Below are 23,259 nucleotides of genomic sequence, written 5' to 3'. Positions count from 1 at the left end.
GGAGTAGGCGATAGGAAAGCAAACCAGATAAGAAGAAGGGGCAAGGCTGCGCTAGTATGCTCCATTGCCAAGCAACCAAACGAGCACTTTCCCCATCTTGCTGCTAGAGGCGTGTAGACGTGCGAAAGCCGCAAGGCTTGTTCCTGCGGCACCAACGTCTGGGCAGCCTGCGTGCAGTACACTTGTTCTATCTATTTTATTCCTCTCCGCTATCAAGTATTCCGATGCTCCTCTTTACCCGTGCGTCTTGGCTGTGCATTTTCTATCTTCTAGTAGGTCTGTTAGCCAGTAGTCGGCTAGCTCGTGCGCAAGCACCCACCAAGCTGTGGGACAAGACCTTTGGTGGGAGCGGGGAAGACAACTTACGGGTTCTGCAACCTACCCCGGATGGGGGGTACCTGCTTGGTGGGGAGTCCTCCTCGGGTCTCAACGGGGACAAAGCCCAAGCTAGTAAAGGAGCAACGGACTTCTGGCTTGTGAAGATCGATGCGCAGGGCAACAAGCAGTGGGATAAAACCTATGGAGGAACGGCAGCAGAGGAGTTGTTTGCTATTCAACCGACTAGCGACGGCGGGTACGTATTGGGCGGCAGTTCCCTTTCCGGTAGTAGCGGGGACAAAACGCAACCAAGCCAGGGCGGCTATGATTACTGGGTCGTTAAGATTGATGGACAAGGCAACAAACAATGGGACAAAGCCTTTGGCGGAGCCTCCGGCGACCAAGTGACTGCGCTACAGCTCACCCAGGACGGCGGCTATCTTCTAGGTGGTAGCTCCAGATCAGGCATCAGTGGTGACAAAACGCAACGGAACGTGGGCGCATTTGACTATTGGATCATCAAGCTCGATGCACAAGGCAACAAACTATGGGATAGAACCTTTGGGGGGACAGCCTTCGACTATTTGTACGCGCTGCAACCGACTAAGGATGGGGGGTATGTGCTAGGGGGCCACTCCAGCTCGGGCCTAGGTGAGGACAAGACTCAACCAAACAAAGGAGAGTGGGATTACTGGGTTGTTAAACTTGATGCCAACGGCACAAAGCTTTGGGATAAAACTATTGGTGGGGTGGGCTATAACTACCTGTATGCGCTTCAATCCACGAGCGATGGGGGATATGTGCTGGGCGGCGCTTCCACTTCGGGCGTTAGTGGGGATAAAACGCAAGCCAATAAAGGGCTTATCGATTACTGGATCGTCAAGCTCGATGCCAATGGCACGAAGCAGTGGGACAAAACCTTCGGCGGAACGGGGCAGGACGAATTGCGTGCTATGCAACTCACGCCAGACGGAGGGTACGTGTTGGGGGGCTTATCAATGTCGGGTATCAGTGGCGACAAGAGCCAAGGTACACAAGGAGTCGGCTACGATTATTGGGTCATCAAGCTGGATGCCAGCGGCACCAAGCAGTGGGATAAAACCTTGGGAGGATCAATGGGTGAAATTCTGTATGCCTTGCAACCTACTAACGATGGGGGCTACTTACTGGGCGGCTACTCCGACTCAGGCCTGGGGGGCGACAAGACCCAGGTCGGACAAGGGGGGCATGACTACTGGATCGTTAAACTTAGCAACAACCTAGCGCCTACTGCGCAGATCAGCGGTCCAACGAGCCTGTGTCCGGGTGGACAGGTAGTGCTTACCGCTGCTACGACGCCGGCCGCAACCACCTACCTGTGGAGTACGGGCGCGACCACACCCACGCTGCCCGTAACACAACCGGGCACCTACTCGGTGGTCGTGACCTTTGCCGATGGACAGACGCGCACAGTGCAGCACCAGGTCGGCGCCTTTTCAACTACGCTGCAGATTACAGGCGACTCACTGCTGGTTAATAGCCGCCCGTTGGCGCTTACCGCGGCTACAACCGGCGCTACTTCCTACCTGTGGAGTACGGGAGCTACGACGCCCAGCATTAGCGTGGAGCAACCCGGCACCTATTCCGTCACTGCTACTTATGCCGGTGGCTGTACCCGGCAGGCAAGCTATCGAGTTCGAAACGCGCCAACGAGTACCCTGCCAGACATGGCGCTGCCCATTCTCTACATTCCGAATGTAATTACGCCCAACGCCGATCGACTTAACGACCGGTTTGTCGTGCAAGGCCTCGCCGGACAAGACTGGACGCTGGAGGTATACAACCGCTGGGGACGGCAAGTGTACCACGACGTTCACTACCGCAACACGTGGGGTGAACAAGCCCCGGCTGGCGTGTACTACTATGTGCTGCGACCAGCGGCGACGACCACTCCCTACAAAGGTTGGGTGCAAGTTATTCGGTGAGCGCGTACCGGCTACGAGTGGGTGAAGGGGCGTGAGCAGGAAGCCTGTCGCACGGGTAATTACCAATCTACCGGCCGTACTATCCAGACGTCCACTGCTGGGAGGGCTACGGATTACGACGCTTGAGCAGGTAGCGAAAGTCCGCCGCATCACCTCGCGTACCATTAGGAAACACGTCCCAACCCAGGCTGTAGAGGTAATTCAAGACGGCCGCCTCATCGGCAAACCGCCGTTTCTGGCCATTTTCCTCTAGGTACCGGTATTGTGGGTTAGGCGTAATGCCATCGCACAAGGCAAGATACCAGTAGTTCGTTCCCCCTTGTACGACTGAGGCCGTGCCATACAGCGGCGCGGCACTAGGAGTGGCAGACAGCTGGGCCTGAGTGGGCAGCGCCAGCAGGATACTTGCGAACACCAGCAGCAGGAGTTGTTTCATAGAATATACGCAAGAATAATCCCTCGAATAGGTACTGACCACGCTTTACTAGCCAGCGGTTACCGCATCAGCTTGCCTAGAAAGTGGGCGCTGGTAAACGTAGACTTATTTTCTAGCGGTTGCTAAGTGGACGGGGCGAAAAAAGGATTTCAGGCCAATCGCGGCTTCTCGTTGTTATACGGCTTGCTACGACCAACGCCCCGTTGCCGTCGTAGTGCTTCTGGGGCAGCGAAGTAGTAGCTAAGCTGCCTCAGCGCCCCAAACCACACCCTGCCTGCCCATGCCTGATGCGAGTGCCCACGAACTAAAGCCCACCGCCGACGCCCCCGACGACGAGCGGGGCCAGACGCCGGTGGACCGCTGGCTGGAGCCCTTCTACGATTTAGTGGCCGGCGTGCTCATCGGGCAGCTCACCACCATGTTCACCAAGACGGTCACGCTGCCCTCGTACGGGCACTATTGCGCCGTCTTTGTACCAGCCTGGTGGTTGTGGAATGGCTTTTCGATGTACTTCGATCGGTTTGACCGCAACTCCCGCTGGCAGCAAGGCAGCTTACTGTTGAGTATGCTGCTGCTGGTGCTGCTCTCCGTGACGGCGCCTCAGACCTTGGAGGGGGAAGTAGCGGGCTTCACCTGGGCCTACGTAGCGGCCCGGGGGCTGTTGCTGGGCCTCTATGCCTACACGTACTGGACCGATGAAGAGGCTCGGCCCCTGGCGCGCGGCTTACTGACGGGCTACTCGCTGGGCTGGTTGGGCTGGGTGATCGGCGGGCTGTGGCCCACCTATGGCCTGTGGTGGAAGGTCGGGGGGCTGCTCGTCGACTTCATCACGCCGCGCTTCCACCAGCAGCTGCTCAAGCAGCTGCCCGTCACGCAAGAACACTTCACCAGTCGGCTGCGCGAGTTTACCATGATTGTGGTCAGCCAGAATATCGAGGTGCTGCCCAGAGACTTGGGCGACCTACTGTGGCAGGGGCCCGCCTTGCTGACCTCGGCCAATGGGTTTGTACTAGGCGTGGGCTTGTGGTGGTGGTACTACCAGCACCACACCAAGCTGCTGGTCCAGAAGGAGCATCAGAGTGGGCTGCGCTACGCGCTGGGGCATTTGCCCCTCTACCTGGGCAGCGGCACCGTCGCCCTAGGCGTCTTCGAGGTGCTCCATGCCAACCCCCAGGTCTGGCTCCTCCCCTTGGGGCTTACCCTGGCGATGGGGTCCCTGCTCTGGCTCAGCTACCCACAGCTGGCCTCGGAAGGGCAGCGGCGGTATAGCCTGAGCACGGCCGCGCTGGTGGCGGTGAGTTGGGGGCTGGCCCTGGTCCCGCTGGCTAGTTGGATGAGTCTGCTGCTGACGAACGTGGTAGCGCTGGGCTACGTTTACGTCACCCATCCGGTCCTGGTAGCGGCCGAAAAGAGCCACCTGTCAGAAGCTGAGCCGCCGCCAAACGAATAAAGAGCTATCCTCTGGTGTTCTTCTGGCCCAGCTAGGATGGATCAAGGCGGTGGCCAACTGCTAGGGTTCGCTCGACTAGCACCTAAGCAGCGTCAGCGAAAGGCAACGAGTGCCTCGTAGCTAAGCAGAGCATACCCTAAAAACACCTTCTCGGACAGGGCAGGACCCAGTATAACCAGGAATGGAAAGGAGAAGCACTACGGCTTGAACAGCCGAAAGATCCACTTACTCATCGAAGAGGTGCTCGCTCAAGCTTACGCGAAGAGCAACCCCCTCGTTCAACACGGGTGGCGCAAACAGCCAGTCGATAGCATCGGCCTTGCAAAGGCCTTTGTACCCGAAGACCAAGTCCCTTTTAGACGATACATAGTCCGCAATGCCGCGCAGTTGGAACCACTCATCCGCAGCCAAAACGCGGGTGCAGGAATAGAACCTTAACGCAACCGGCTGGATACCCGTTCGCAACTGGTAAAAGGGAGAAAATTAGGGAGGGGGCTTGGACACTTTACAGGGCTCCGTTTACAAAATGTCCAAGCTGACGGCCGGCTTATACCTCCCTCTAACCCCTGTTCCACTCAGGCACACTTTGCGTTCCGTTAAGCCACTTGTGGAATCGTTTTTACGCCGGCTAAACGGTTCCGTAAACACGTAATAAACGCCTCATCTACGCTATAGACAATGGCATACGAGGAATCGAAGAATTCTAGCACATACTCGCAGGCCGTATACAGCGCCGCTTTCGTGGCAAAGCTAGGCACCGTGGCAAAGTTGGTGCTGCCCAGCAACACGAGGTTGACGAGTTGGGCCGGTGCCTCAGCCAGCAGTTGCATTTGTTCTCGGGTAATGGGGTACCCGTCTGGGGTAGCATCGACTCCTTCCTCGTAAGTCTGACCTGAGAGCCCGTCAAGGGTCCACTCGGTGGCCGACCACGCTTCCAAGCGCCACACACGCCACTGCATAGCTGCTGGTGCCTGAAGGCAGGGCAAGATATCGCGTAACGTCACCGTCAGAAAGGGGCTGTCTAGGTCGCCGTGGATTTCAATTCCCGCCATGAACGTGATTGTTAAGCTTATAACGTCTTCCGATAGAACGTTCAGAAAACGTTATGAGCTTGTTGAGCTAGTTGATAGCACTAACAACTTTGGTGGATCCAGCGGTAGCGCTTGCCATCCCAATAGATCAATCCCCCTTCTTCGTCCTCTTGCCAGACGGTAATCGCGGGACGGCGTAACCGGATGGTTCGGTCGCCTAGTACCTCCCCGTCTGCTTTAAACACCACCTCCACAGCGGTAGGACGGGTATACACCTGACACTGCGTCGCCCAGGCATAATCACTGTGCAGCAGGTCTGGCTGCTGAGCAGAGCCAGCGCCAACCAGGTAATGAACGCCCAGGCCTTGGTGTAGAATGAGAATACCGTGGCTCCCGGTAGTCTTGCGCGTCACCAACACGGCGACGTCCGATTGGCCATCGCCATTGAAGTCGGCCTGTAAGATGCCGGGCTTGGCATAAGCCGTGAGGCGGAAACGAGTATTGAGCGCGTGCTGGGTCCAGTAGGTCTGTGCCCAGGAAGGTAAGCTTACGGGTGCGACAACGGGTGTGGACGTAGCGAGTAATAGGGTGGACAATAGCGACCACATAGGGAGTAAAAATAGAAAGTAGTTGAACGTAAAAATACTATAATGCTGACTGGATTGGCAGTCATCATCTAGCTGTATATTTCCAAGGTCGGTTCTTATAACACGAATTATGTTCATCAACTTTTCCGGGAACATCAGACTACCAAGCTTTCCACAAGGCCTTTAAGTAGTACAATATAGTGCAGTGCTCTCTTAACTACTCAAGTGAGATGCCATTAACGAGTCCTCTGTAATCGTTGCATTAGCGTGGCATAGGGAATCTCGATGAAGAAGGCTTCTGTTTCGTCTTGGCTCTTATCCGCCCAGTTCACCCCAATGAGTAGCCCTTGTGGGGCAAAGAAGTAGTCACACGCGAAGCCAGTCGTGTCGGGTAGTTGCAGAAACGGAACGCCCACCCGTTTGCGCACCACTTCATCCAATTCCGGCCATGGCTGTCGGGTTAGCGATTGGGCAAACACTACGGCCACGTCTTGGATGGAACGGGTTACCTGGACGGAGTAGATCGCCAACCCGGATAAATTACCGCTGCCCACTTCGGAGGTGTACGCCCCTACGGAACTCAGAAAGGTATCTTGGCTTGCCGTAATATAGAGGCTGTGGAGATAGGGTCGAACTTGGTAGTCTACCGCCGCCTCTTGTGCATCATACCGCCGCTTTTTCCCGCTAGGACGTTGCCGAAGCCAAGCTGCTAAGCGAGGCGTACTCGTATCTTGAACTAGCAGTTCACTGTACGCTGCGCGATAGTAGGCATTGAGCGCTATGGCGGGAGTAGCCGATGGATACAGGTGGAACACCGGGTAGACAATGTCATAGAGCAAAAATTTAGGGGAGCCTTCTTCGTTCACCAACGTTTCGGCGAGCGAATCCAACTGTACATCGGCTCCGTTCAGCAAGCGCCAGTGCCCCGAAGAAGTTGTATGCGCGTCGCGGTTGGCCACGAGCAGGAGGCTATCCGCCACATAGCTGGCTAAACTACCCGCCTGTAGGCGGATAGCAGAGGAGGTTTGTTGCGCAGTAGGTGGAGGAACCGGAACAAGCGTTTTCTGTTCGTTAGCACCTGAATCCGATACGGGCGTACAGCGTAAACCGCTAGCCAACAACAACAGGAAGCTAGTCCGAAGCAAGTGGATCATCATACAGTAGAAACAGCTATCACCAATCGCCCAACATAGACTATCGTATAGACGATGTAGAATAGTAATAAGTGGCCGCTAGTTAAAAATAATCCTAATCTATGATTGTCGTATAAGTTGTTTTTATCCTATCTCAATGTATAAGAACTACCCGAACCTACACGTACTAGCTGAAAATTCGGAGTTGCTACTGGGGCACAGCTTCGAGACAGCTATACTAATCTGCAAGTGGAGTGGGGAACACCTGTTCGTTGATGATTTCTATGGGGACCCCACTTGCGGCTGTATTAGTCCCACCAGTGAGTGGGCCCTTGTTGCCGGAGAGCATATCACCGTCTGGCGCAAAGCACAAGGAGTGACACAGCTAGTAGCTGAACAACTGCGTTATGTTCAGGCGCTCCGCTTAATAGATGCTACAGATGTCCAACTTCTGATTGACCCTTGGGGAACACATGCGGCCATATGGCGGCTCCATCTAATGGACCTATCGCTGCGTAAGGTGAGAGATTTCCCTGATTATCAAGATCGAGCGTATGAAGAGCAGATTGACTGGTGAATAGAAGTTGTTCACCTCATCATTGTCCAATAAGTCGAATTATGTAAAGTAGCAGCTCCTAACTTCTAACGTTATAGTTGCTCTTGCTTCAACTGAGGATCCTCGGCTGGTTCTTTATAGAGCACGAACAAATAGAAAAGCGTGATTACAGAGACGACATTTAGGCCAAAGAGCCAGTCCTCTTGGTTGGTGGTGGCTACACGGAACAGAACATAGTAGAGATGATCGAGTTTAAGCTCCACGCGAGAAGACGCGTCTAGGCTCAAGGTGATCCATAGGCCATTATTGAGCATATACTTAAGTCCGGCATAGCGCACCACGGGCAATTGGAGCAAGGCATAAATCCCGATCAGGGTGGGATCATGGCGTTTTTGATAGCGGAAGCAGGAACCGATCGAGAGCAGAAAAGTACAGGCGCCATAAAGACCGCTGCCCAGCTGGAAGGTCGTCGGGGCGGGTGCTCTTGCTAAATCATCGACGAGTAGAAATAAGCCGACCAGCCCGCCGACCAAGTTATAGTAAGCCAGACCTAGTAAGAATCGAGTAGCGGCAGGAATTCTGGGTTTCGGTATAAAGGGCTGATTCACGTGCTATGCTCGTCGGAATACCCGTTAGTCGACGATTGTTAAATGATAGTTGCTTTTCTCCGTCTTCGCTAAAGTAGACAAAAGGAAGAAATGGGCCTACTACCTCGAGAACTGCTTTCTGGGAAAAGCTGATAAACATAATGCTGCTTATAAGAGCATTTTTGGAATAGTCATCCTTTCTTCTATTATTAGAACGTGGCACTTTGCTAAGGTATAGTCAATTATCGTATCTTTGGGTGAGCCTATGCTGAGGCTCCTTTCGCGCGCCCTTTCTGCGGCTGCTCCCGGGCACGCATCCTTTTTCCTTATTGCGTAAAGAAGACCAAGTGAACACCGTCTATTTTACGGATCGTAGCGACGTGGAGCAGCACGCGCGACAATCCCTCCTCCACTACGAGGAACAAGCATCGATCGGGCAGATTGCCGTCTTCCCTGATATTCATTACTGCTCGGAACGCTCCATTCCCGTGGGGGTCGCGTTTCACACCACGGAGGTGTTTTATCCCTTAGTCACGGGCAAGGATCTGGGCTGCGGAGTGGCCTACCTACGCATCCCTCAACAGGATGTCCTACGCCCCTTCGATAAAGCCCAGCATTATCGCGCCTTGGAGCGCGAGGTGCACGGCATGACCGATGAAGGCCTGGGTGGGGGTAATCACTTTCTCTCGCTGGAAACCTCCCAGGAGTACCTGTACGTGATGGTGCACACGGGTAGCCGCAACCTGGGCATCTACTTCTATCAAGAGAATTGCCGCTTGTTGCAGCAGCATAATCCGGGAAAGGAGTGGCTGCCGCTTGAGTTGGCCACGCCCGACTATCTTCGGGAGTATAGACGGGTGCTGACGTATGCAGCGAGCCGTCGAGAGGAGTTCGTCTTGAAAACCTACGACTTCCTGCTGCGCAACGGCTATGTACGGGCTACTACGCCCGTGTTGGCCGACAGCTGCCACAACCTGCTCGAATTCACGTCCGACGGCGTGATCCATCGCAAAGGCAGTACCCAGCTGATAGCCGACCAGGAAGTCGTTATTCCGCTGTCTATGAGCCGCGGCTCGCTGATCGTCAAGCCCAACCGCTGGCATCCGGCCTTCGCGCACGCTCTGTGGAGCTGCGCACACGGAGCAGGCCGCCGCTACAGCCGCACCGATACGCTCAAGTACTGGCATTCGCTCAAGAAAGCCGAGAAGGATACCTATCGTCACCGCTTCTCGGAGTTGCTCAACCGCCAGGGCGACTTTGACAGCAGTATTCTGCAGGAGTTCGACTTTGCCTATAAAGACACTAGGGCATTGCTGGCCACCCAACCGCATCTGATCCACTGCGATGAAACCCGGCCCCTCGTGACGGTGAAGTTTACGGGTGTGTAGGCACCAGCACCAGCACCTAGCACGACTAGGTGCTAGGTGCTGGTGCTGGTGGGCTCAATGGCCTTCGAACAGGTAAACAACCCAGTAGTTAAGCTCAGCGCAGCTATTGAACATGCGCGGAAGAGGTTATAACGTTTATCGTTGCGCTATAACGTTCTGTGAACGCTCCCCTACAGAACGTTATCAGTTACCCTGATTCGCTTCGCTGCGGGCAAAGATATGGGTGCTTACGCTCTGCGTAGCTGAGCGCGAATGCGGCTAAGCGACGGCCCTGCCCGAGGCTGGGCAGGCAGGTGAGGCGCAGGGCAATGGCCTGGCTGACCAGTGCGGCCAGCAGGTTGAGCACCCGTTGCTCGGCGGCGGTGAACGTGCGCGGCCGGCGGTCGATGAGGCAGCGCGTGCCCAGGGGGCGCTGGTCGGGCAGGCGCAGCAGCGACCCGGCGTAGAAGCACAACTCGTTGCCTTCGGCGGCGTGCAGGGCCTTCGAGCGGCCGCCCCCTGCCTGGCCTGCAAAGAGCGCTACGATGACCAGCAGATGATACGTTGGGACCCTGTGAAGATGCGCCTGGGGAAAACGCCGAGACAGCCTGGCACGTTATACCCCGAAACGCCCGTATAACTCCTTCCCATGCCTGCCCTCCTTGGCACCCTGCGCACTGGCACCAGCGGCATCGTCGTGCCTGGCCCGAAGGCCACCTTTCCCGAGGCCTACCAGGCCACGAGCCGCCTCACCTACTATGCCACCCTGTTTAACTCGGTGGAGATTAACAGCACCTTCTACCGCATCCCCCAGCCCAAAACGTTTGCGGCCTGGGCCGCTGAAACCGGCCCGGCGTTTGACTTTACCCTCAAGCTTTGGCGCGATATTACGCACACCAAGACGCTGGCCGATGACCTCTCCGGCCTGGTCCGCTTTCTAGAGGCAGCACGTGCGTTGGGCACCAAAAAGGGCTGCCTGCTCCTTCAGTTCCCGCCCAGCAACACCATTCGTCAGCTAAACGCGGTCAGTGCCCTCTTGCATGCGCTTGCCGCGGCAGACCCCGCCCACGAGTGGCGCAAAGCGGTTGAGTTCCGCCACCCAAGCTGGTATGCAGATGATACTTTTGATATGCTGGACCACCACGGCGCCAGCCTCGTGCTGCACGACAAAGGTCCCGCCCGCAACGCGCGGCTCAACGAGGGGGCAGACTTTGTCTATCTGCGCTTCCACGGCCCGCAGGGCAACTACCGCGAGTCCTACGAGCGCGACTTTCTGCACGACCAGGCCGAGCAGATCCACGACTACCTCCAAGAGGGGAAAGACGTGTATGCCTACTTCAACAATACCATGGGCGCCGCTTTTGACAATGCCCAAGACCTGTACCGGCTGGTAGCGGAGCGGGCGTGAGCCGTACGACTCGCGTCCGGGGGCAGGGTGGCGCTGATTTCCAGGGCTAGGTCGTGGTAAATCACGGCGCGGGCCTGTCTGAGTAAACCCTGCTTACTATTTACTTGCTTTAGATTGCAAGAGCGCAGACAGTTACACCTTAACTAGTAAATACCAAAGCATATAAATGTGCAGGTAAATTTACACATTCGTGTTATTAATGTTACTAATATTATCAATATTACTAATGTTATTCAAAGTCATACTTTACCTAATAAGCTAATAGTAGGCCTTGGCTTATGAAAAGTGGTTTTTCGTTCTATCGAAGCCCCTGCATCTTCAGAAACAAGCCACCTGGATTACGATCGGCCTTCACCTTATCGGTCTTAAGCTTGTACATGAATTTGAAGAGCTCATCAACCAAGCGTGGCTCGTTGAGGATTTGTTGCATGAGCTCGGCCTGCACAATACCAAGTGAATCCAGGTGTTGACGAGCTAGCTGGGTACGGGTGTCATCTTGAGTGTCAGTAAATAGAATGGGTAGCTGTTGTGGCTGTTGCTTGCGTACGTAGAAGCGTACTCCAGTAAAGGCCCTCCCCTTCTTCTGTAGTTGGTAGTCAATCTGTAGATCTGTGTGCTCGTTGATCTGACGCACGGCAATATCGAGCACCCTAGCTTTGAGTTGACTGATATTTTGAAACTGCTCCGGCTCCTTGCCTGCAGGATCTTTGAGCTTGAGCATTAGCTTGAAGTCTTCAAGGTCATAGGCCTTGGTTTCCCCAATGTCTTTCCACTGGCTGGCTAGCTGATAAATACGCTTGGCGTACTTGCTGGTCAGCTTAAGGGCAGAATGAAGCTGATAGGAGGTGAAGTTGTCTTTTAATTCGTAGAGATAAGGCCGGATGTGCCGGGATAGCTCTATTTCTAGATACCCTTTCCCCTTGATGTACTCTACCTTCTGAAACATCCAGATCTGCTTGTAGACCTGAGCGTTTTCCACTTCGAACATACGCGAGCCCATATCAGCGGTGGCTTCTCGTAGTTGCTGATAGTTCCAACTGCGCCCCGTTAGGTTCTCAATATCCTTGACGTAGATGCAATACTGTGTATCGGGACCGTCATCCTTCTTCAACTTGGATAGCACATAGAACAGGATGTCAAGCTGACAAGCTGAGTAATCGTACCGCGCGGTGGTAATAGCGTTGTGCTGGCGAATTGCCAAATCCTTTAACTGCGTGCTATCTTGGGTCATATGAAGGGAAGTTGCTCGCCAAGATAAATAATTATAGTATAAAACCACTAGTATTTTTATACGTGGTTTTTCACTTATAAAAAGTGGTGGTTAGACGTATAAAACGTGGTTTTTCACTTATAAAAAGTGCGTCTTCACTGATAAAAAGTGGTATAAAACTTATAAAAAGTGGTTTATTACTCTTATATACTTCTGTTAATCAATGAGTTACACCCTCTGCAAATAGATAAATATTACAAGTTTTCACAATATTGTTGTTAGCAGATCAGATTAGCTTTTAGAATATTGGTTTGGCTTATAAAACGTGGTTTTTCAGAACAAGCAACAAACAAGCAAAAACAATATGCATCGTACAAACGACCTCAGCGATTGTACTTTTCTTATGTATATTTAAATAAAAATCGGTTATTCTCACATTTTATAAGCTTATTCTCTAAAAACCACGTTTTATAAGTATTTACCTATTATCCGTGGCTCCAAGAATAGATTGGCAATGGAGCAGATACTGAACTGAGCGGTAATTGAAGCCAGTAGTATTGGTGTGAGTAGAGATTGAAGCTGAAACTATTTGGCTTAGTACCACACCTATGTTGAAAATACTCATTTAGGAATTGTTCCGTGTATTACTAGTGTTACTTATGTTATTTACTTATAACATAAGTAACACTAATAATACACGGAACACATGTAACAAGAGTAAGATGCATAACAGTGGTATTACCCTATACCATGGATATAATACCGATTCTGTTGTAGTATTGCCGTATGAGCAAGATTATCGCGTTTACCAACCAAAAAGGGGGCGTGGGCAAGACCACATCCGCAGCGAACATTGGCGCGGGCTTAGCAAGGGCTGGACACAGAGTACTGCTGGTTGATTTGGATCCTCAAGTTAATCTGACACATGGACTGGGCTTATTAGATGCCGAGTTCAACGTGTATGGAGCCTTGTTGCACGAGTATAAGGTGAAGGCCTATCCCATCCAAGAGAGATTGGCTCTTATAGCTGGCTCACCGACCCTGTCCAGCTTCGAGAAAGTAAAGGGCGACGAGTTGGATCGTGAGTTCCTACTCAAAGATCTGCTTGAACCCTTGCATGAGCGGTGCGATTACATCCTGCTCGATTGTCCACCAGCATTAGGGTTGATTACCCTCAATGCTTACGCTTGTGCCACGGATCTTTATATCCCGCTGGAGGCGCAACTCTACGCTACTGAAGGTCTAGAGAAAGTGCTGGAAATGGTGGCAAGAGTGAAGCGCCGACTAAATCCAGGCTTGAAGGTTGGGGGGATCTTCTTCACTCGTTTTGATTCCCGTAAAGTACTACGCCGCGAAACAGCGGAAGTGGTGCGCGATAAGTATCCCGATTTGGTATTGACCAGCACCATCCGCGAGGCTATTGCCCTTGGCGAGGCACCACACCTGGGGCAGGATATTTTCAGCTATGCGCCAACTAGTGCCGGCGCCGCGGACTATGAAACCCTGGTAAAAGAAATTCTGACTCGTTAATTCGGTAATTCATGGCCAAATCGTTCAAACAACTCACGCCTAAGGTGGAACTGCCGAAGCGTAACTCTGAAAAGGATATCCTTGATTTTCTAGAGCAGGAGAAGGTATCTGCTAATGATGAATCAATGACTATGCAATCAAGTAATAACACTAGTAACGCTAGTAACACTATTGATACTAGTAACATAGGTACTGATATCATGGCACAAAATGATAGTGTTATAGGTGAAGATGTAGATGTACGTCAGACTTTTATCATTGGACAGCAGTATATGAACCGTCTCAAGGATTTCGTGCACACCAAACGGGTTAACGGACAATATGAGTACACGCAAAAACAGGCCTTGCATGAGGCCTTAGACCGATTATTTGAGGGGGCAACCATTGAAGAGCGACCAGCTCATATCAGGCAGCAGGAAGAAACCCGTAAGCAGCGTATTCGCCGCGGCATTACCAAATAGGGACTTCTTAAAAAACGGAGAATATAGCACGATAAAATTTTTCAGAAGCGGCAGTGTAACGTACACTTGAGGTGGTCGGCTTAGGTGAGACAGAGTTGGGTCTTAGATAGAAGAGCTTGTTGTTCAAAGGTATGTGGACACTCGTAGCCCAGAGTTGAGTGTCGTCGCTGGTGATTGTAGTAGTCAAAATACGTCGCCAGCTCGGCTTGCGCCTCGGCTACCGAAGCAAAAGCAGCGCGGCCCAGCAACACTTCGGTTTTCACCCGCGACCAGAGACTTTCAGCTTGGGCGTTGTCATAGCACTCGCCTCGGCGGCTCATGCTACGCACTAGTTGCCGCTGCGTGAGCAAGCGTCGGTAGGCGTTGCCGCAGTACTGCCCGCCCCGATCGGAGTGGATGACAAGCCCGGCCGCTGGCTGCCGGCTCAGCAAGGCCCGACGCAAGGCACTCACGACCAGTTCTTCGGGCATACTGCCCAGCCACCTGCCAGCCCACCACGCGTTTGGTGTAGACATCCTGGAACGCAGCTAGATACGCCCACGACCCATTTTGCAGCGGTAAATAGGTGATATCGCTCACCCATACCTGGTCGGCAGCGGTGGGCGCGGGCTGGTTTAGCACGTGATTCGCCGCCACGCGCGGACCGTGCTCGCTTTGGGTCGTGCGGGGAACAAACACGCAAGAACAGGAGGGGGACACAAGACGAGGGAACGTGCTACCGCGCGGCGCCGCCGGGCATTCTTCCCTCCAACACCGGAATAATCGCTTCAAGAGCGCGCCGAAACGTATCGAAAACGCTACAAAACCGTCGTTTTCGGCCCTTTTCGCACGCCCATTCTCACGAATCTTTCCTTAACTACAATAAAGTCAATGCTTTAACCTGTTTTTGTACCGTTTTCGCAACACTACTGGGCGGTAGCCCCACGACTCGCGCAGCGCGTGGCTTGCAATTGCACCTGAAAAAGCCCGATATCTGCAGCAGCTACTGACCACCGGTCGGGTCTTCTTGGGCCCGCTGGGCCAGGCGTTGCACCTGTTTATGGGTGAAGCCACAGCCGCGCCGCGTGCGAAAGCCTAACTGTCCCAATTCCTGGGCAATCTGGTTGTAGCTATGCCCCTGCCCCAGCCGGGCCAAGATCAAGGCCGTCGCTTGGCGGTTGCCTTCGTGCTGACGGGCATTACGCTGCCGCGCGACCTGCCCTTGCGCCTGCGCGGCTACGGTCAGGTTCTGCGGGGAGCCCAGCTGCTTGCCCTGCTTCTTGAGCACCTGCAGCGCCCGGCGGGTGCGCTCGCTGATCATGTCGCGCTCCTGCTCGGCCAAGGCGGCGAAGATGTGCACCGTAAACTTGTTGGCCTGGGGCTGATCACAGGCCACGAACTCCACCCCCGACTCCATCAAGGAGGCAATGAAGGCCACGTTGCGACTCAGCCGGTCGAGCTTAGCAATCACCAGCACCGCCCCGCGGGCTTTGGCCAGTTGCAACGCCTGGCGCAGCTGCGGGCGTTCAGCCGTCTTGCCACTCTCCACTTCCACGAACTCCCCCCACACGGCTTCCGCCTTGACGAATGCCCGCACCATCTGCTGCTGGGCGCTCAAGCCTAAGCCACTCTTGCCTTGTTGCAGGGTACTCACGCGGTAGTAGGCAACGTAGGGCATAGCAAGCAGACTAGGGGAAGGGGAAAGGGTAGCTGTCGCGCAAAAGTACGGTTCTTGGACATTTTCTAAACGCTCCTTTATATAATGTCCAACCCCGCCAAAACCCATCTAAAAAGCACGAAGCCCACCGCTGAACACAGCGGTGGGCTTCGGAGTAGGAGCGGGCATCAGGCAGGACGCGCGTGGAAGGAGAAGATTAGGAAACCGGGTTGGCTACCAGGTCCTCGGCCGTGATGCGGTAGACCACTTCGTCGTCCGTGGTACTGATCGCGGTGAAGCCGGCTCGCCGGGCGACCTTCTGGCTGGCTTGGTAGTATTCGGCGGCTACTCCGTAGCTCACGGTCACTTGTTGCCAGGGCCGACTTCGCAAGAGGTAGGGGAGAAGCTCGTTTCGGAGTGCGGCGGTGAGTAGGCCTTGCCCGCGGTAGGCGGGGTCCACCACCCAGTGTAAGTCCCATTCGCCTGCGTCTTGGATGGCGGCCACGCAGATGCCGTCGTTATTGCGGATTAAGAAGATGGTGTGGGTACCCGAATGGTATATAGGGCCATTCACGGTTTTGGTGGTGTAATGCACCTCGACTTCGGCTTCCTCTACGTGAGGAGCGATGGCAAAGTACGTGAAGGCCGGTACCTGGACCACCGGTTGACCATTCGCACGGTCAATAATGGCCATTAAGGTTTCGTGCTTCATACAAGAGAAGGTTGATGGGTGAAAAATGGGTTCCTAGCGCCCTGGTGGAAGTCCTCATCGCTAAAAGAAAGCAAATGAGGGTGGTTACACAAAGGCTACTAGGAGCGACCAAGATAGGAGTTTTGTAGACTATTGACAACAACAAGGGGCTGAGTCCGCCTGGTAGTTTGCCGCTGCTATGAGCGACGATCCCGTCAAAGCATTTGGGTTGGTCATCAAGACTTTGCGGAAAGCCCGTGGCTTCTCGCAGGAAGCCCTCGCCGCAGAGGCAGGGCTCGATCGTACGTTTCTCTCTCAACTAGAAACGGGGCGCAAACAACCCTCCCTCTTAACGATCTTGCGCTTAGCGGCCGCCCTACAGGTACAGGGATCGGAACTCTTTCTGTTGCTGCAGACGCAGCTGCAGGCAGAATAGCCAATAGCACTGTGCTGCTCCGCTCATAATACATAGAGGCCATCCTGCAGCCGCACCACTTCCTGGTCGCGCCAGCGCCGGTACTGCCACACCGGTTGTGTGAAGGTGCGGTAAGTCCGTAGCGCTTTCGTCTGCGTGTCGAGGCACACAATCCGTTCATGGCCCATATCACTGATAAAGGCAAAGCGGCCATCGATGCGGATGTCTTCCGGATGGTTAAACTCCCCCGGATCATAGCTGCCGCCGAGAGAAAAGAGCCGCTGGCCTGTGGCTAGCTCATACTGCCCGACGTAGTGAAAAGAGGGTTCGGCTGTCCACACGTGTTGCTGCGCATCCACGGCGATGCTGTAGATCGTGTCGCCCGCGGTCAGCGACTCGGGTAGGGTGCGTAACAACTCGCCTACCGGGCTGAAGAGCCGCACGATGGACTCTTGGAATGAGCAGCGGAGCGTGTTACCCTGCGGCAAGAAGACGACCTCTTCCTCCAGCTGAAAGGGCGGGAGCGGCCCACGGTACTTGGCTTGGTTGAACTCCTGTTCGCTGACTTCGATGTTCTGCACCAAGTTATGCTTGAAAAACGCATAGGGGTTGCTCGTGCGGCGGGTCAGCTGCACCCGATAATACAGCCACTGCTCTGCGACGATCAAGTCATAAGCGCCCGCTTCAGCAGTGATCTTCTTCATCCGTTACAACGCTCCTGGTTAGTGACCAGCAAATACTACCAGAAAGCCTACACAATCTTTCGCCGGTATCTTTCGAGCAAGGTACTGCGAACACCAAGACTGTACTATTTCACAAACGGGCGTTTGTGAAATGATACAAGCTTGGCCGTAGTACTCGTTAGTCTGACTTGTTGACTAGTGTACCATATCATGAGCCTCGTTTATATAATGATATAAGCTCCTCCAAACGGAAAAACGGCCGCAAATACCTGAAAGTAGTCTACTTCTTTCATCTCGTTAGCGGTGTATGGTTGAGTAATTAAGCTGATAGTGGTAACCCCATCACCTGGAAAGCAGCCCAGAAAAAAGGAATCTGCTGATAATCTAGCTTTTGCCGAAGATGCTGTATAGCTTGACGTAAAGCTTCAGCATTACTTATCTGAGCTTGGCGACGGATCGCATAGAAGGCTTCAAACAATTCGCGAGTAGCATCGTCAGCTACTGACCATTGACTAGAGACTACAGCTGATGCGCCTGCTGCTAAAAAGGCCCAAGACAATCCATTCGTTTCATCAGCTCGCTCCGGCCGGGTATGACCAGTCTGACAAGCGCTAAGCGTAACTAATGGTCGCCCTTGCAGACGGACACGTAATCGAATATCATTGATTGTAAGTAGATGCTGTTGGGCCAGAAGTAAACCTGAGTCCAAAGGACTGGCGTAGCTGAAGCTACCATGGCATCCGATGTGTATTACTTCAAAGGGTTGGCTAGTAGCTTGGATTACCTGTTCTGGTAAAGATTCATCTTCTAGTAATTCTATAGTTTCGGTAAAGTGCTTGCATATAGCTTTAGCCTCGGATATTACACTAGGTAAGTAGTTACCATTAGCGTCTGAGTATGCAATGCTGAGTAGTCTCTGCTTTGCTGCATTATTCTGTTCTATACTCTGCGCTTTAATTTGACTATAAAGTACATATGTCGTAGCAGCACTAGGAACAAAATTGATTGCGCAATCTTCACTCAAGTAGCGCCCTCGCTCGTCAACCAACGCTTGGAATGGCACTAAATGAAGTGGGCCTGTAGGAGCCAATAATAGCGGACCTATAACAGAAATACATGCCTTTAAGGGGGCTATAAGTAAGGAATACATGTTTTTCAAGCTAGTTGACTGATCAACCAGTTGTCCACCCTGAATCCAAAAAGTATCTGCTATAATAGCCTCAAGCGCATCAATCAGAAGCTCTAAGAGGTTATCTGCTAATGATACATAGTGTACAGCTTCAGGTGTGATAACGAAAACACACCAACCACCTCCATGTTGAACATATTCAATCAGCGGTACACCTCCCAACTCTGCTGATAGTTTTTGAACTTGATCAGCCGACAACTGTGGCAAAGGCTGAACACTGGCTAACACAGGAAAACGAAATAATAGTGTATCACTACGCTGATTAATCTCCTGTCTCAACAATGCAATTCGAGTATCAACGCCATTTGCTTGCCGTTCTTGCCAGTACCGGTTTGTTGTAAGTGGAGCAGAGGCACCAAGAGGTTCAAGCAAAGAATCCAATTCATCTTGAAGCTCTTGTATAGGAAGCCATTCTGCTCGAAGTGCAGGGTCTTGAGATAATAATTCATCAAGGGATGAGGAGCTTCCTGCTATCAATTCAGTAAGTGTACGGCTCTTACTAGATAGTGCGTATGTGGCAGCTGCTGCATAGTCATTTAGCTGTAAACAGCAGTGAATAAGATTTGCATAGAGTTCAGCGTTTTCTCGCGATAAGTAACTTCTACTCTCCTGTCTGTGTGTCCCTTCACGTAATAGAACTAACGCATCATGAGCATCTTCATAGGCTTTTTTTGCATTGAACCACTGCTTGTCTTCATACAATAACTCTCCCAGGTAATAGGAAACATCTAAGTATAATCGGGTATGATGATCTTTTGTATATATCTGCAAGGCTGACTTATATGCAATTATAGCATCTTCTATATTTTTAGAGTGTTCCCCCTGCAGACGCCATCTGTAAGCAGCACCTAAATTAACTTGTATTATAGCCCAATCTTCAGGATAATGGGCTTGTGTGCATACTTGAAGAGCTAGTGTATACGCGTTAATAGCATCTTCTACACTTCGAAACCGATTTCCTTCTAAAGGTTCGAAGTAGATATTTCCTATATTTATCTGTACACCAGCCCACTTCTCAAAATCTTGATCCTGACCGTATGCTTGTGCTGCTAAATCGTACGCCTCAAGAGCAAGTGTGAAATTTTCGTAACGATTCCCTAGCAGACGTTTAGCATAAGCATTACCTAAGCTAAGTTGAGCATTCCCCCAAATCTTTATGTTACTCTCACGAGTAAAAACCTCTAAAATTGATTTAGACGCAGCAACTGCCTTTTCTAGATTTTGTTCCCAATCTTCTCGTAAACGGTATATGTATAGGTGATTTAAACTATTCAGTATGCTGGCCCATCGCTCAGGATGATCCTCTTTGGTAAAGAATTGCAAGGCAGAGTTATAAGCGTCTAAAGCGTCTTCAAAATTTTGGGAGCGTTCACCCTGTTGTCGTGCTAGGTAAGCATTGCCTAATCCTTGTTGAACACTAGCTAGTTGCTCGGAATGAGTATCCAGACCATACACCTCCAATGCATGTTTATAGGCATTTATAGCACATTCTATGTTCTCCGCTAATGTGCCATTAACACGGCCATGATAGGCGTTTGCTAAATTAAACTGAGTTCTAGCCCATTCTTGAGCATCATCTCTATAAGCAGCTATTTGTAAGGCTTGCTCAAAGGCACAAATAGCGAGCTCTTGATTTTCCTTTTCCTCTCCTTCTAAGCGTTTTAAATAAGCGTTACCTAGATTGTTTTGTATACGTCCTCTTCTTTCTGGAAAATATTCATGGGTAAATACTTGTAATGCGTTTTGGTAAGCTTGAATAGCAGCCTCAATGTTCAGAGCCCTATCTTCCATACGATCACCGTATGCATTACCTAAGTTAAATTGTGTATTTCCCCATCCTTCTGGATACTCTTCTTGGGTAAATACTTCTAAAGCCAACTTGTATGCTTGAATTGCTTTCTCGATATTTTCTGCGTTGTCGCCCGAGAGTCTATTAATGTAAGCATTACCTAAAGCAGTCTGAGTTGTAGCCCAATCTTCAGCATATTGCTCACGATTGTAAATCTTTAATGCTTGATCAAAGGCTTGTATAGCAGCCTCTATGTTTCGCGCTTTGTCGCCAGAGGAAGAATTCTTTAAACTAAGTCCTAGTTTTAGCTGTAAAGATGCCCACTCACGGTCTCGCCTATCTTGCATAAACTCTAATGCACGTCGTACTAGAGGAATGCGAGCATCCCCTGCAGTTTCGTTGATCCTTTCGATCAAAGCACTCAGCTCAATCTCCTTAACAGTAGCCTCACTACCAAGAATGACGCACTGATTTATAGCTTCTTTAATCACCTCTACTCGTTCTGCCATATTAGGTTCATGTGCAGTAAGTTGAGTAAAGTAGATTGATACACTAGCATGTGTAAGCCAAGGCAAGCCATTTATAAGTAAAAACCTCTTATCCAGCCATTCGGTACTATATATAATTATTTGCGCGGCTGCTTGAGCTAATTGGACTTGGCAATTAAGCAGATTAGCATGTAACCTAGGACTATAAATATACTGAGTTAACAAGCTTTCTAATTCTCTGTAAGCAACTTGAGTTAAGAGTTCTTTATGATGTATGATATAACTACCTGCTTCTCCATTAGGCAGGTTCACGTACTCATTTAATGTTTTACGAATAAGTAAAGTATCAAGTAATCGATAGAGCTCTTGATGACGGAGCAACGCTTCATCCAGATTCATTCTAGTTGCCAACGCTCCTAGGAGTGTCCTATCCAAAAGGGAACTATCGTTAACAAAATACATAATTATTTGATTGTCATTAGGATAACCAAGGATTATATCAAGCAACAATTGGTATTGTATTACGTCAGGGGCGCTCATAGTCGAAATAATAAGGTGTTAGAAAGAATGTATTAAGTATGAGGTAATATAGTGACGCAATTACATCCATATGCTTGGGTAACTTCCCAAAACTTAAATCTTGAGAAATACATGGCAAGTCCAGCAAAACTATACCAGCAAGAAATGCACAAGAATCTTGGATTCTTTGCCACTTGGTTTCCAGGTGATCCTATAGCTATAGGAGATGTAGGAGTGTTGGAAAATGGGCGCTTTAGGCTCGAAACCACATTGACACAGCTCGGTATTCAATGTGACGTAATGTCCGACCAAACGGAACAAGACATACAATATACCTCAACGGAAGGCACCAAAATCATAACTTCAGCAGGCATGTCAGCTCCTTCGAGTGCTAAAGGCGAAATCACGATTGATTTTTCTCGTGAAGGTGCTTTTGTTTTTAATGCATCTGGGCTCCGTATGCACCGTCTTGATAAACTTAGCAGGGTCGCTGAAGAAATTCTAAAAACTTACCGTGATGATAAGTGGAATAAAGATTGGATTTTGATTGAATCACTTTACACTGCAAGACGAGCAACTGTAATCATATCCAACGATAGTTCATCAGGGGTTACTTTACAAGCAGATGCAAAAGTAAATATACAGGGGGCATCACTTGCAGACCCCAATGTTGAATTAACAGTAAAATCTACGCGAGGCAAGATGTTGCAAATAGTTGGTAGTACAGAGCTATCGCCTCTATATTCATGTTACAAGGTGACAGACCTTTGGTATAGTAGACAGCCGAGTTTTGTTCCAATTCGTGGCAGAAATACTCCGGAGATTAATGCTTTTGAAGAAGTAAGCATTGACAATCTGCTAAACTGATAATCATATTTTACATTAGCAGAATTTATATTTTTTCTTTATAATAAAATATATGCTGCTATCCATGAAATCTGATTTGCCCTTAAGAAAGTTTTCGATACAGAACTTAAATGAAGCAGAGTCTCCTGATTTTATCATGATTCTTTCAATTTCACCTGCTTATTCATCTGCTATAAAGCTACTGAATACCCTCCGATAAACATTCGTTTTATGCCCCCAACAACCGGCCGGTTTCTACGCACTTTCAGAGGATGTGAATACAAGCTGGAAACGCCGTTTTTTCAGCCTGTTTTGGACACCCTTTTTTGCGCACAAAATATTCGGCTTACAGCACCACCTGCTACTTTCGCAGAGCACAACCGTGAAGTCTCGCTCCTTGGGACCTTCTCCACACCTTGCCTATCTTGGCCCACATGAGCTGGACCGTCATCTTGGAGGACGAGAACAAACACCCGATCGCTTCGCTAAGCGAAGAGTTTAGGACGGGGGTGAACCTGGATAACGAGGCCTTTCGCATGCTGCGCTACTTGGACCCTTATGGGAATACCACATTCAATCGCCTACAACAGCAGGAGTTGCTTACGGACTTACGCCTGTTACGGGAGTTAGAACCCCGCCCGGTAGTGGACGAGCTCATCACCCTACTAACCCAAAGCCAAGAGCAGGTTCACACCTATGTGTGCTTTTACGGAGACTAGGCACGCCGCGCTTCGGAACCGAGCAAGCGGAAACGTTATAAGCGCCAGTGTAGGTGTTCAGATTACCTATCAAATAATAGCCCCGAAAAACAGCGTTTTCGAGGCCGTTTAGGCGGGTGCTAAAAGCGTTCGAAAAAGAACCGTGGCTGTTGCAGAACTCCATTTATACTCTCAGGTCTGTGTTCCACTAGCTTAACTTGCCGGTCTGCAGCCCTCGGATTCGTAACCGAAAAGGCAAGTGACGGG

The 23,259-nt window shown here is 51.1% G+C and carries 20 protein-coding genes and 1 pseudogene; 8 read left to right on the top strand and 13 right to left on the bottom strand.

What is annotated here, in order from left to right; all coding sequences use genetic code 11:
- The first annotated feature begins 224 nt into the window (after positions 1–224).
- Positions 225–2,282, top strand: coding sequence for a T9SS type B sorting domain-containing protein (locus IEX74_RS22490; RefSeq protein ID WP_188816346.1), 2,058 nt, complete (start codon positions 225–227; stop codon positions 2,280–2,282).
- Positions 2,283–2,388: 106 nt separating this feature from the next.
- On the opposite strand, the gene IEX74_RS22485 is transcribed toward IEX74_RS22490, so the two are convergent.
- Entirely contained in the window at positions 2,389–2,718 is a 330-nt protein-coding gene (locus IEX74_RS22485) for a hypothetical protein (RefSeq protein WP_188816345.1), read from the bottom strand.
- A gap of 280 nt (positions 2,719–2,998) precedes the next feature.
- Here IEX74_RS22485 and IEX74_RS22480 point away from each other — a divergent pair, with 280 nt between their 5' ends.
- Positions 2,999–4,168: a low temperature requirement protein A gene (locus tag IEX74_RS22480; protein WP_188816344.1), complete on the top strand. Its 1,170-nt coding sequence runs from the start codon at positions 2,999–3,001 to the stop codon at positions 4,166–4,168.
- Positions 4,169–4,764: 596 nt separating this feature from the next.
- Here IEX74_RS22480 and IEX74_RS22475 read toward each other — a convergent pair.
- From IEX74_RS22475 to IEX74_RS22460, 4 genes are all read right to left on the bottom strand, one after another.
- A complete protein-coding gene (locus IEX74_RS22475) occupies positions 4,765–5,220 on the bottom strand; it encodes a hypothetical protein (RefSeq protein WP_188816343.1) in 456 nt (151 codons plus the stop codon).
- Between the two features lie 80 nt (positions 5,221–5,300).
- Positions 5,301–5,807 carry a hypothetical protein gene (locus tag IEX74_RS22470; RefSeq protein WP_188816342.1) on the bottom strand — a complete coding sequence of 169 codons (507 nt, stop codon included), beginning with the start codon at positions 5,805–5,807 and terminating at the stop codon, positions 5,301–5,303.
- A gap of 215 nt (positions 5,808–6,022) precedes the next feature.
- Positions 6,023–6,943, bottom strand: coding sequence for a hypothetical protein (locus IEX74_RS22465; protein ID WP_188816341.1), 921 nt, complete (start codon positions 6,941–6,943; stop codon positions 6,023–6,025).
- Between the two features lie 624 nt (positions 6,944–7,567).
- Complete coding sequence (locus IEX74_RS22460) at positions 7,568–8,083, bottom strand: hypothetical protein (protein WP_188816340.1); 516 nt, start codon at positions 8,081–8,083, stop codon at positions 7,568–7,570.
- Positions 8,084–8,391: 308 nt separating this feature from the next.
- Here IEX74_RS22460 and IEX74_RS22455 point away from each other — a divergent pair, with 308 nt between their 5' ends.
- Positions 8,392–9,450 (top strand): RtcB family protein, encoded by a 1,059-nt coding sequence (locus IEX74_RS22455; RefSeq protein WP_188816339.1) that lies wholly within the window; start codon positions 8,392–8,394, stop codon positions 9,448–9,450.
- Positions 9,451–9,637: 187 nt separating this feature from the next.
- Here IEX74_RS22455 and IEX74_RS22450 read toward each other — a convergent pair whose 3' ends face one another.
- Positions 9,638–9,904, bottom strand: a complete 267-nt coding sequence (locus tag IEX74_RS22450) for a GAF domain-containing protein (RefSeq protein ID WP_188816338.1) — start codon at positions 9,902–9,904, stop codon at positions 9,638–9,640.
- Between the two features lie 174 nt (positions 9,905–10,078).
- Between IEX74_RS22450 and IEX74_RS22445 the strand changes: the two genes are divergently transcribed.
- Complete coding sequence (locus tag IEX74_RS22445; RefSeq protein ID WP_188816337.1) at positions 10,079–10,837, top strand: DUF72 domain-containing protein; 759 nt, start codon at positions 10,079–10,081, stop codon at positions 10,835–10,837.
- A gap of 298 nt (positions 10,838–11,135) precedes the next feature.
- Here the strand turns inward: IEX74_RS22445 and IEX74_RS22440 are convergent, their stop codons facing one another.
- Positions 11,136–12,068 carry a replication initiation protein gene (locus tag IEX74_RS22440; protein WP_188816336.1) on the bottom strand — a complete coding sequence of 311 codons (933 nt, stop codon included), beginning with the start codon at positions 12,066–12,068 and terminating at the stop codon, positions 11,136–11,138.
- 765 nt (positions 12,069–12,833) lie between these two features.
- Between IEX74_RS22440 and IEX74_RS22435 the strand changes: the two genes are divergently transcribed.
- Positions 12,834–13,577 carry a ParA family protein gene (locus tag IEX74_RS22435; RefSeq protein WP_188816335.1) on the top strand — a complete coding sequence of 248 codons (744 nt, stop codon included), beginning with the start codon at positions 12,834–12,836 and terminating at the stop codon, positions 13,575–13,577.
- Between the two features lie 11 nt (positions 13,578–13,588).
- On the top strand, positions 13,589–14,038 hold the full coding sequence (locus IEX74_RS22430) for a hypothetical protein (RefSeq protein ID WP_188816334.1): 450 nt from the start codon (positions 13,589–13,591) through the stop codon (positions 14,036–14,038).
- Between the two features lie 80 nt (positions 14,039–14,118).
- Here IEX74_RS22430 and IEX74_RS22425 read toward each other — a convergent pair whose 3' ends face one another.
- The 4 genes and pseudogenes from IEX74_RS22425 to IEX74_RS22415 all read right to left on the bottom strand — a co-directional run bounded on the left by IEX74_RS22425 (position 14,119) and on the right by IEX74_RS22415 (position 16,386).
- Entirely contained in the window at positions 14,119–14,553 is a 435-nt protein-coding gene (locus IEX74_RS22425) for an integrase core domain-containing protein (RefSeq protein WP_188816333.1), read from the bottom strand.
- Between the two features lie 19 nt (positions 14,554–14,572).
- Positions 14,573–14,617: pseudogene (locus tag IEX74_RS23555) on the bottom strand (hypothetical protein); the annotation flags it as partial.
- Between the two features lie 403 nt (positions 14,618–15,020).
- Positions 15,021–15,695, bottom strand: a complete 675-nt coding sequence (locus IEX74_RS22420; RefSeq protein ID WP_188816332.1) for a recombinase family protein — start codon at positions 15,693–15,695, stop codon at positions 15,021–15,023.
- A 196-nt stretch (positions 15,696–15,891) separates the two neighbouring features.
- Positions 15,892–16,386 (bottom strand): GNAT family N-acetyltransferase, encoded by a 495-nt coding sequence (locus tag IEX74_RS22415; RefSeq protein ID WP_188816331.1) that lies wholly within the window; start codon positions 16,384–16,386, stop codon positions 15,892–15,894.
- Between the two features lie 178 nt (positions 16,387–16,564).
- On the opposite strand from IEX74_RS22415, the gene IEX74_RS22410 reads away from it, so the two are divergent.
- The gene (locus tag IEX74_RS22410; RefSeq protein WP_188816330.1) at positions 16,565–16,801 is read left to right on the top strand and encodes a helix-turn-helix domain-containing protein; all 237 of its coding nucleotides are present in this window, start codon (positions 16,565–16,567) and stop codon (positions 16,799–16,801) included.
- A 23-nt stretch (positions 16,802–16,824) separates the two neighbouring features.
- On the opposite strand, the gene IEX74_RS22405 is transcribed toward IEX74_RS22410, so the two are convergent.
- Together IEX74_RS22405 and IEX74_RS22400 are read right to left on the bottom strand one after the other, a co-directional pair.
- Positions 16,825–17,484, bottom strand: a complete 660-nt coding sequence (locus IEX74_RS22405) for an NHL repeat-containing protein (RefSeq protein WP_188816329.1) — start codon at positions 17,482–17,484, stop codon at positions 16,825–16,827.
- A 298-nt stretch (positions 17,485–17,782) separates the two neighbouring features.
- Positions 17,783–21,469, bottom strand: a complete 3,687-nt coding sequence (locus IEX74_RS22400) for a CHAT domain-containing protein (protein WP_188816328.1) — start codon at positions 21,467–21,469, stop codon at positions 17,783–17,785.
- Positions 21,470–21,580: 111 nt separating this feature from the next.
- Between IEX74_RS22400 and IEX74_RS22395 the strand changes: the two genes are divergently transcribed.
- Complete coding sequence (locus IEX74_RS22395; protein ID WP_229755426.1) at positions 21,581–22,315, top strand: hypothetical protein; 735 nt, start codon at positions 21,581–21,583, stop codon at positions 22,313–22,315.
- The last annotated feature ends 944 nt before the right edge of the window (positions 22,316–23,259 follow it).

Source organism: Hymenobacter cavernae (assembly GCF_014641455.1).
Taxonomy (GTDB): Bacteria; Bacteroidota; Bacteroidia; order Cytophagales; family Hymenobacteraceae; genus Hymenobacter; species Hymenobacter cavernae.
Note: the sequence above shows the minus strand (reverse complement) of the source record. Positions and strands in the feature narration are given on the sequence as shown.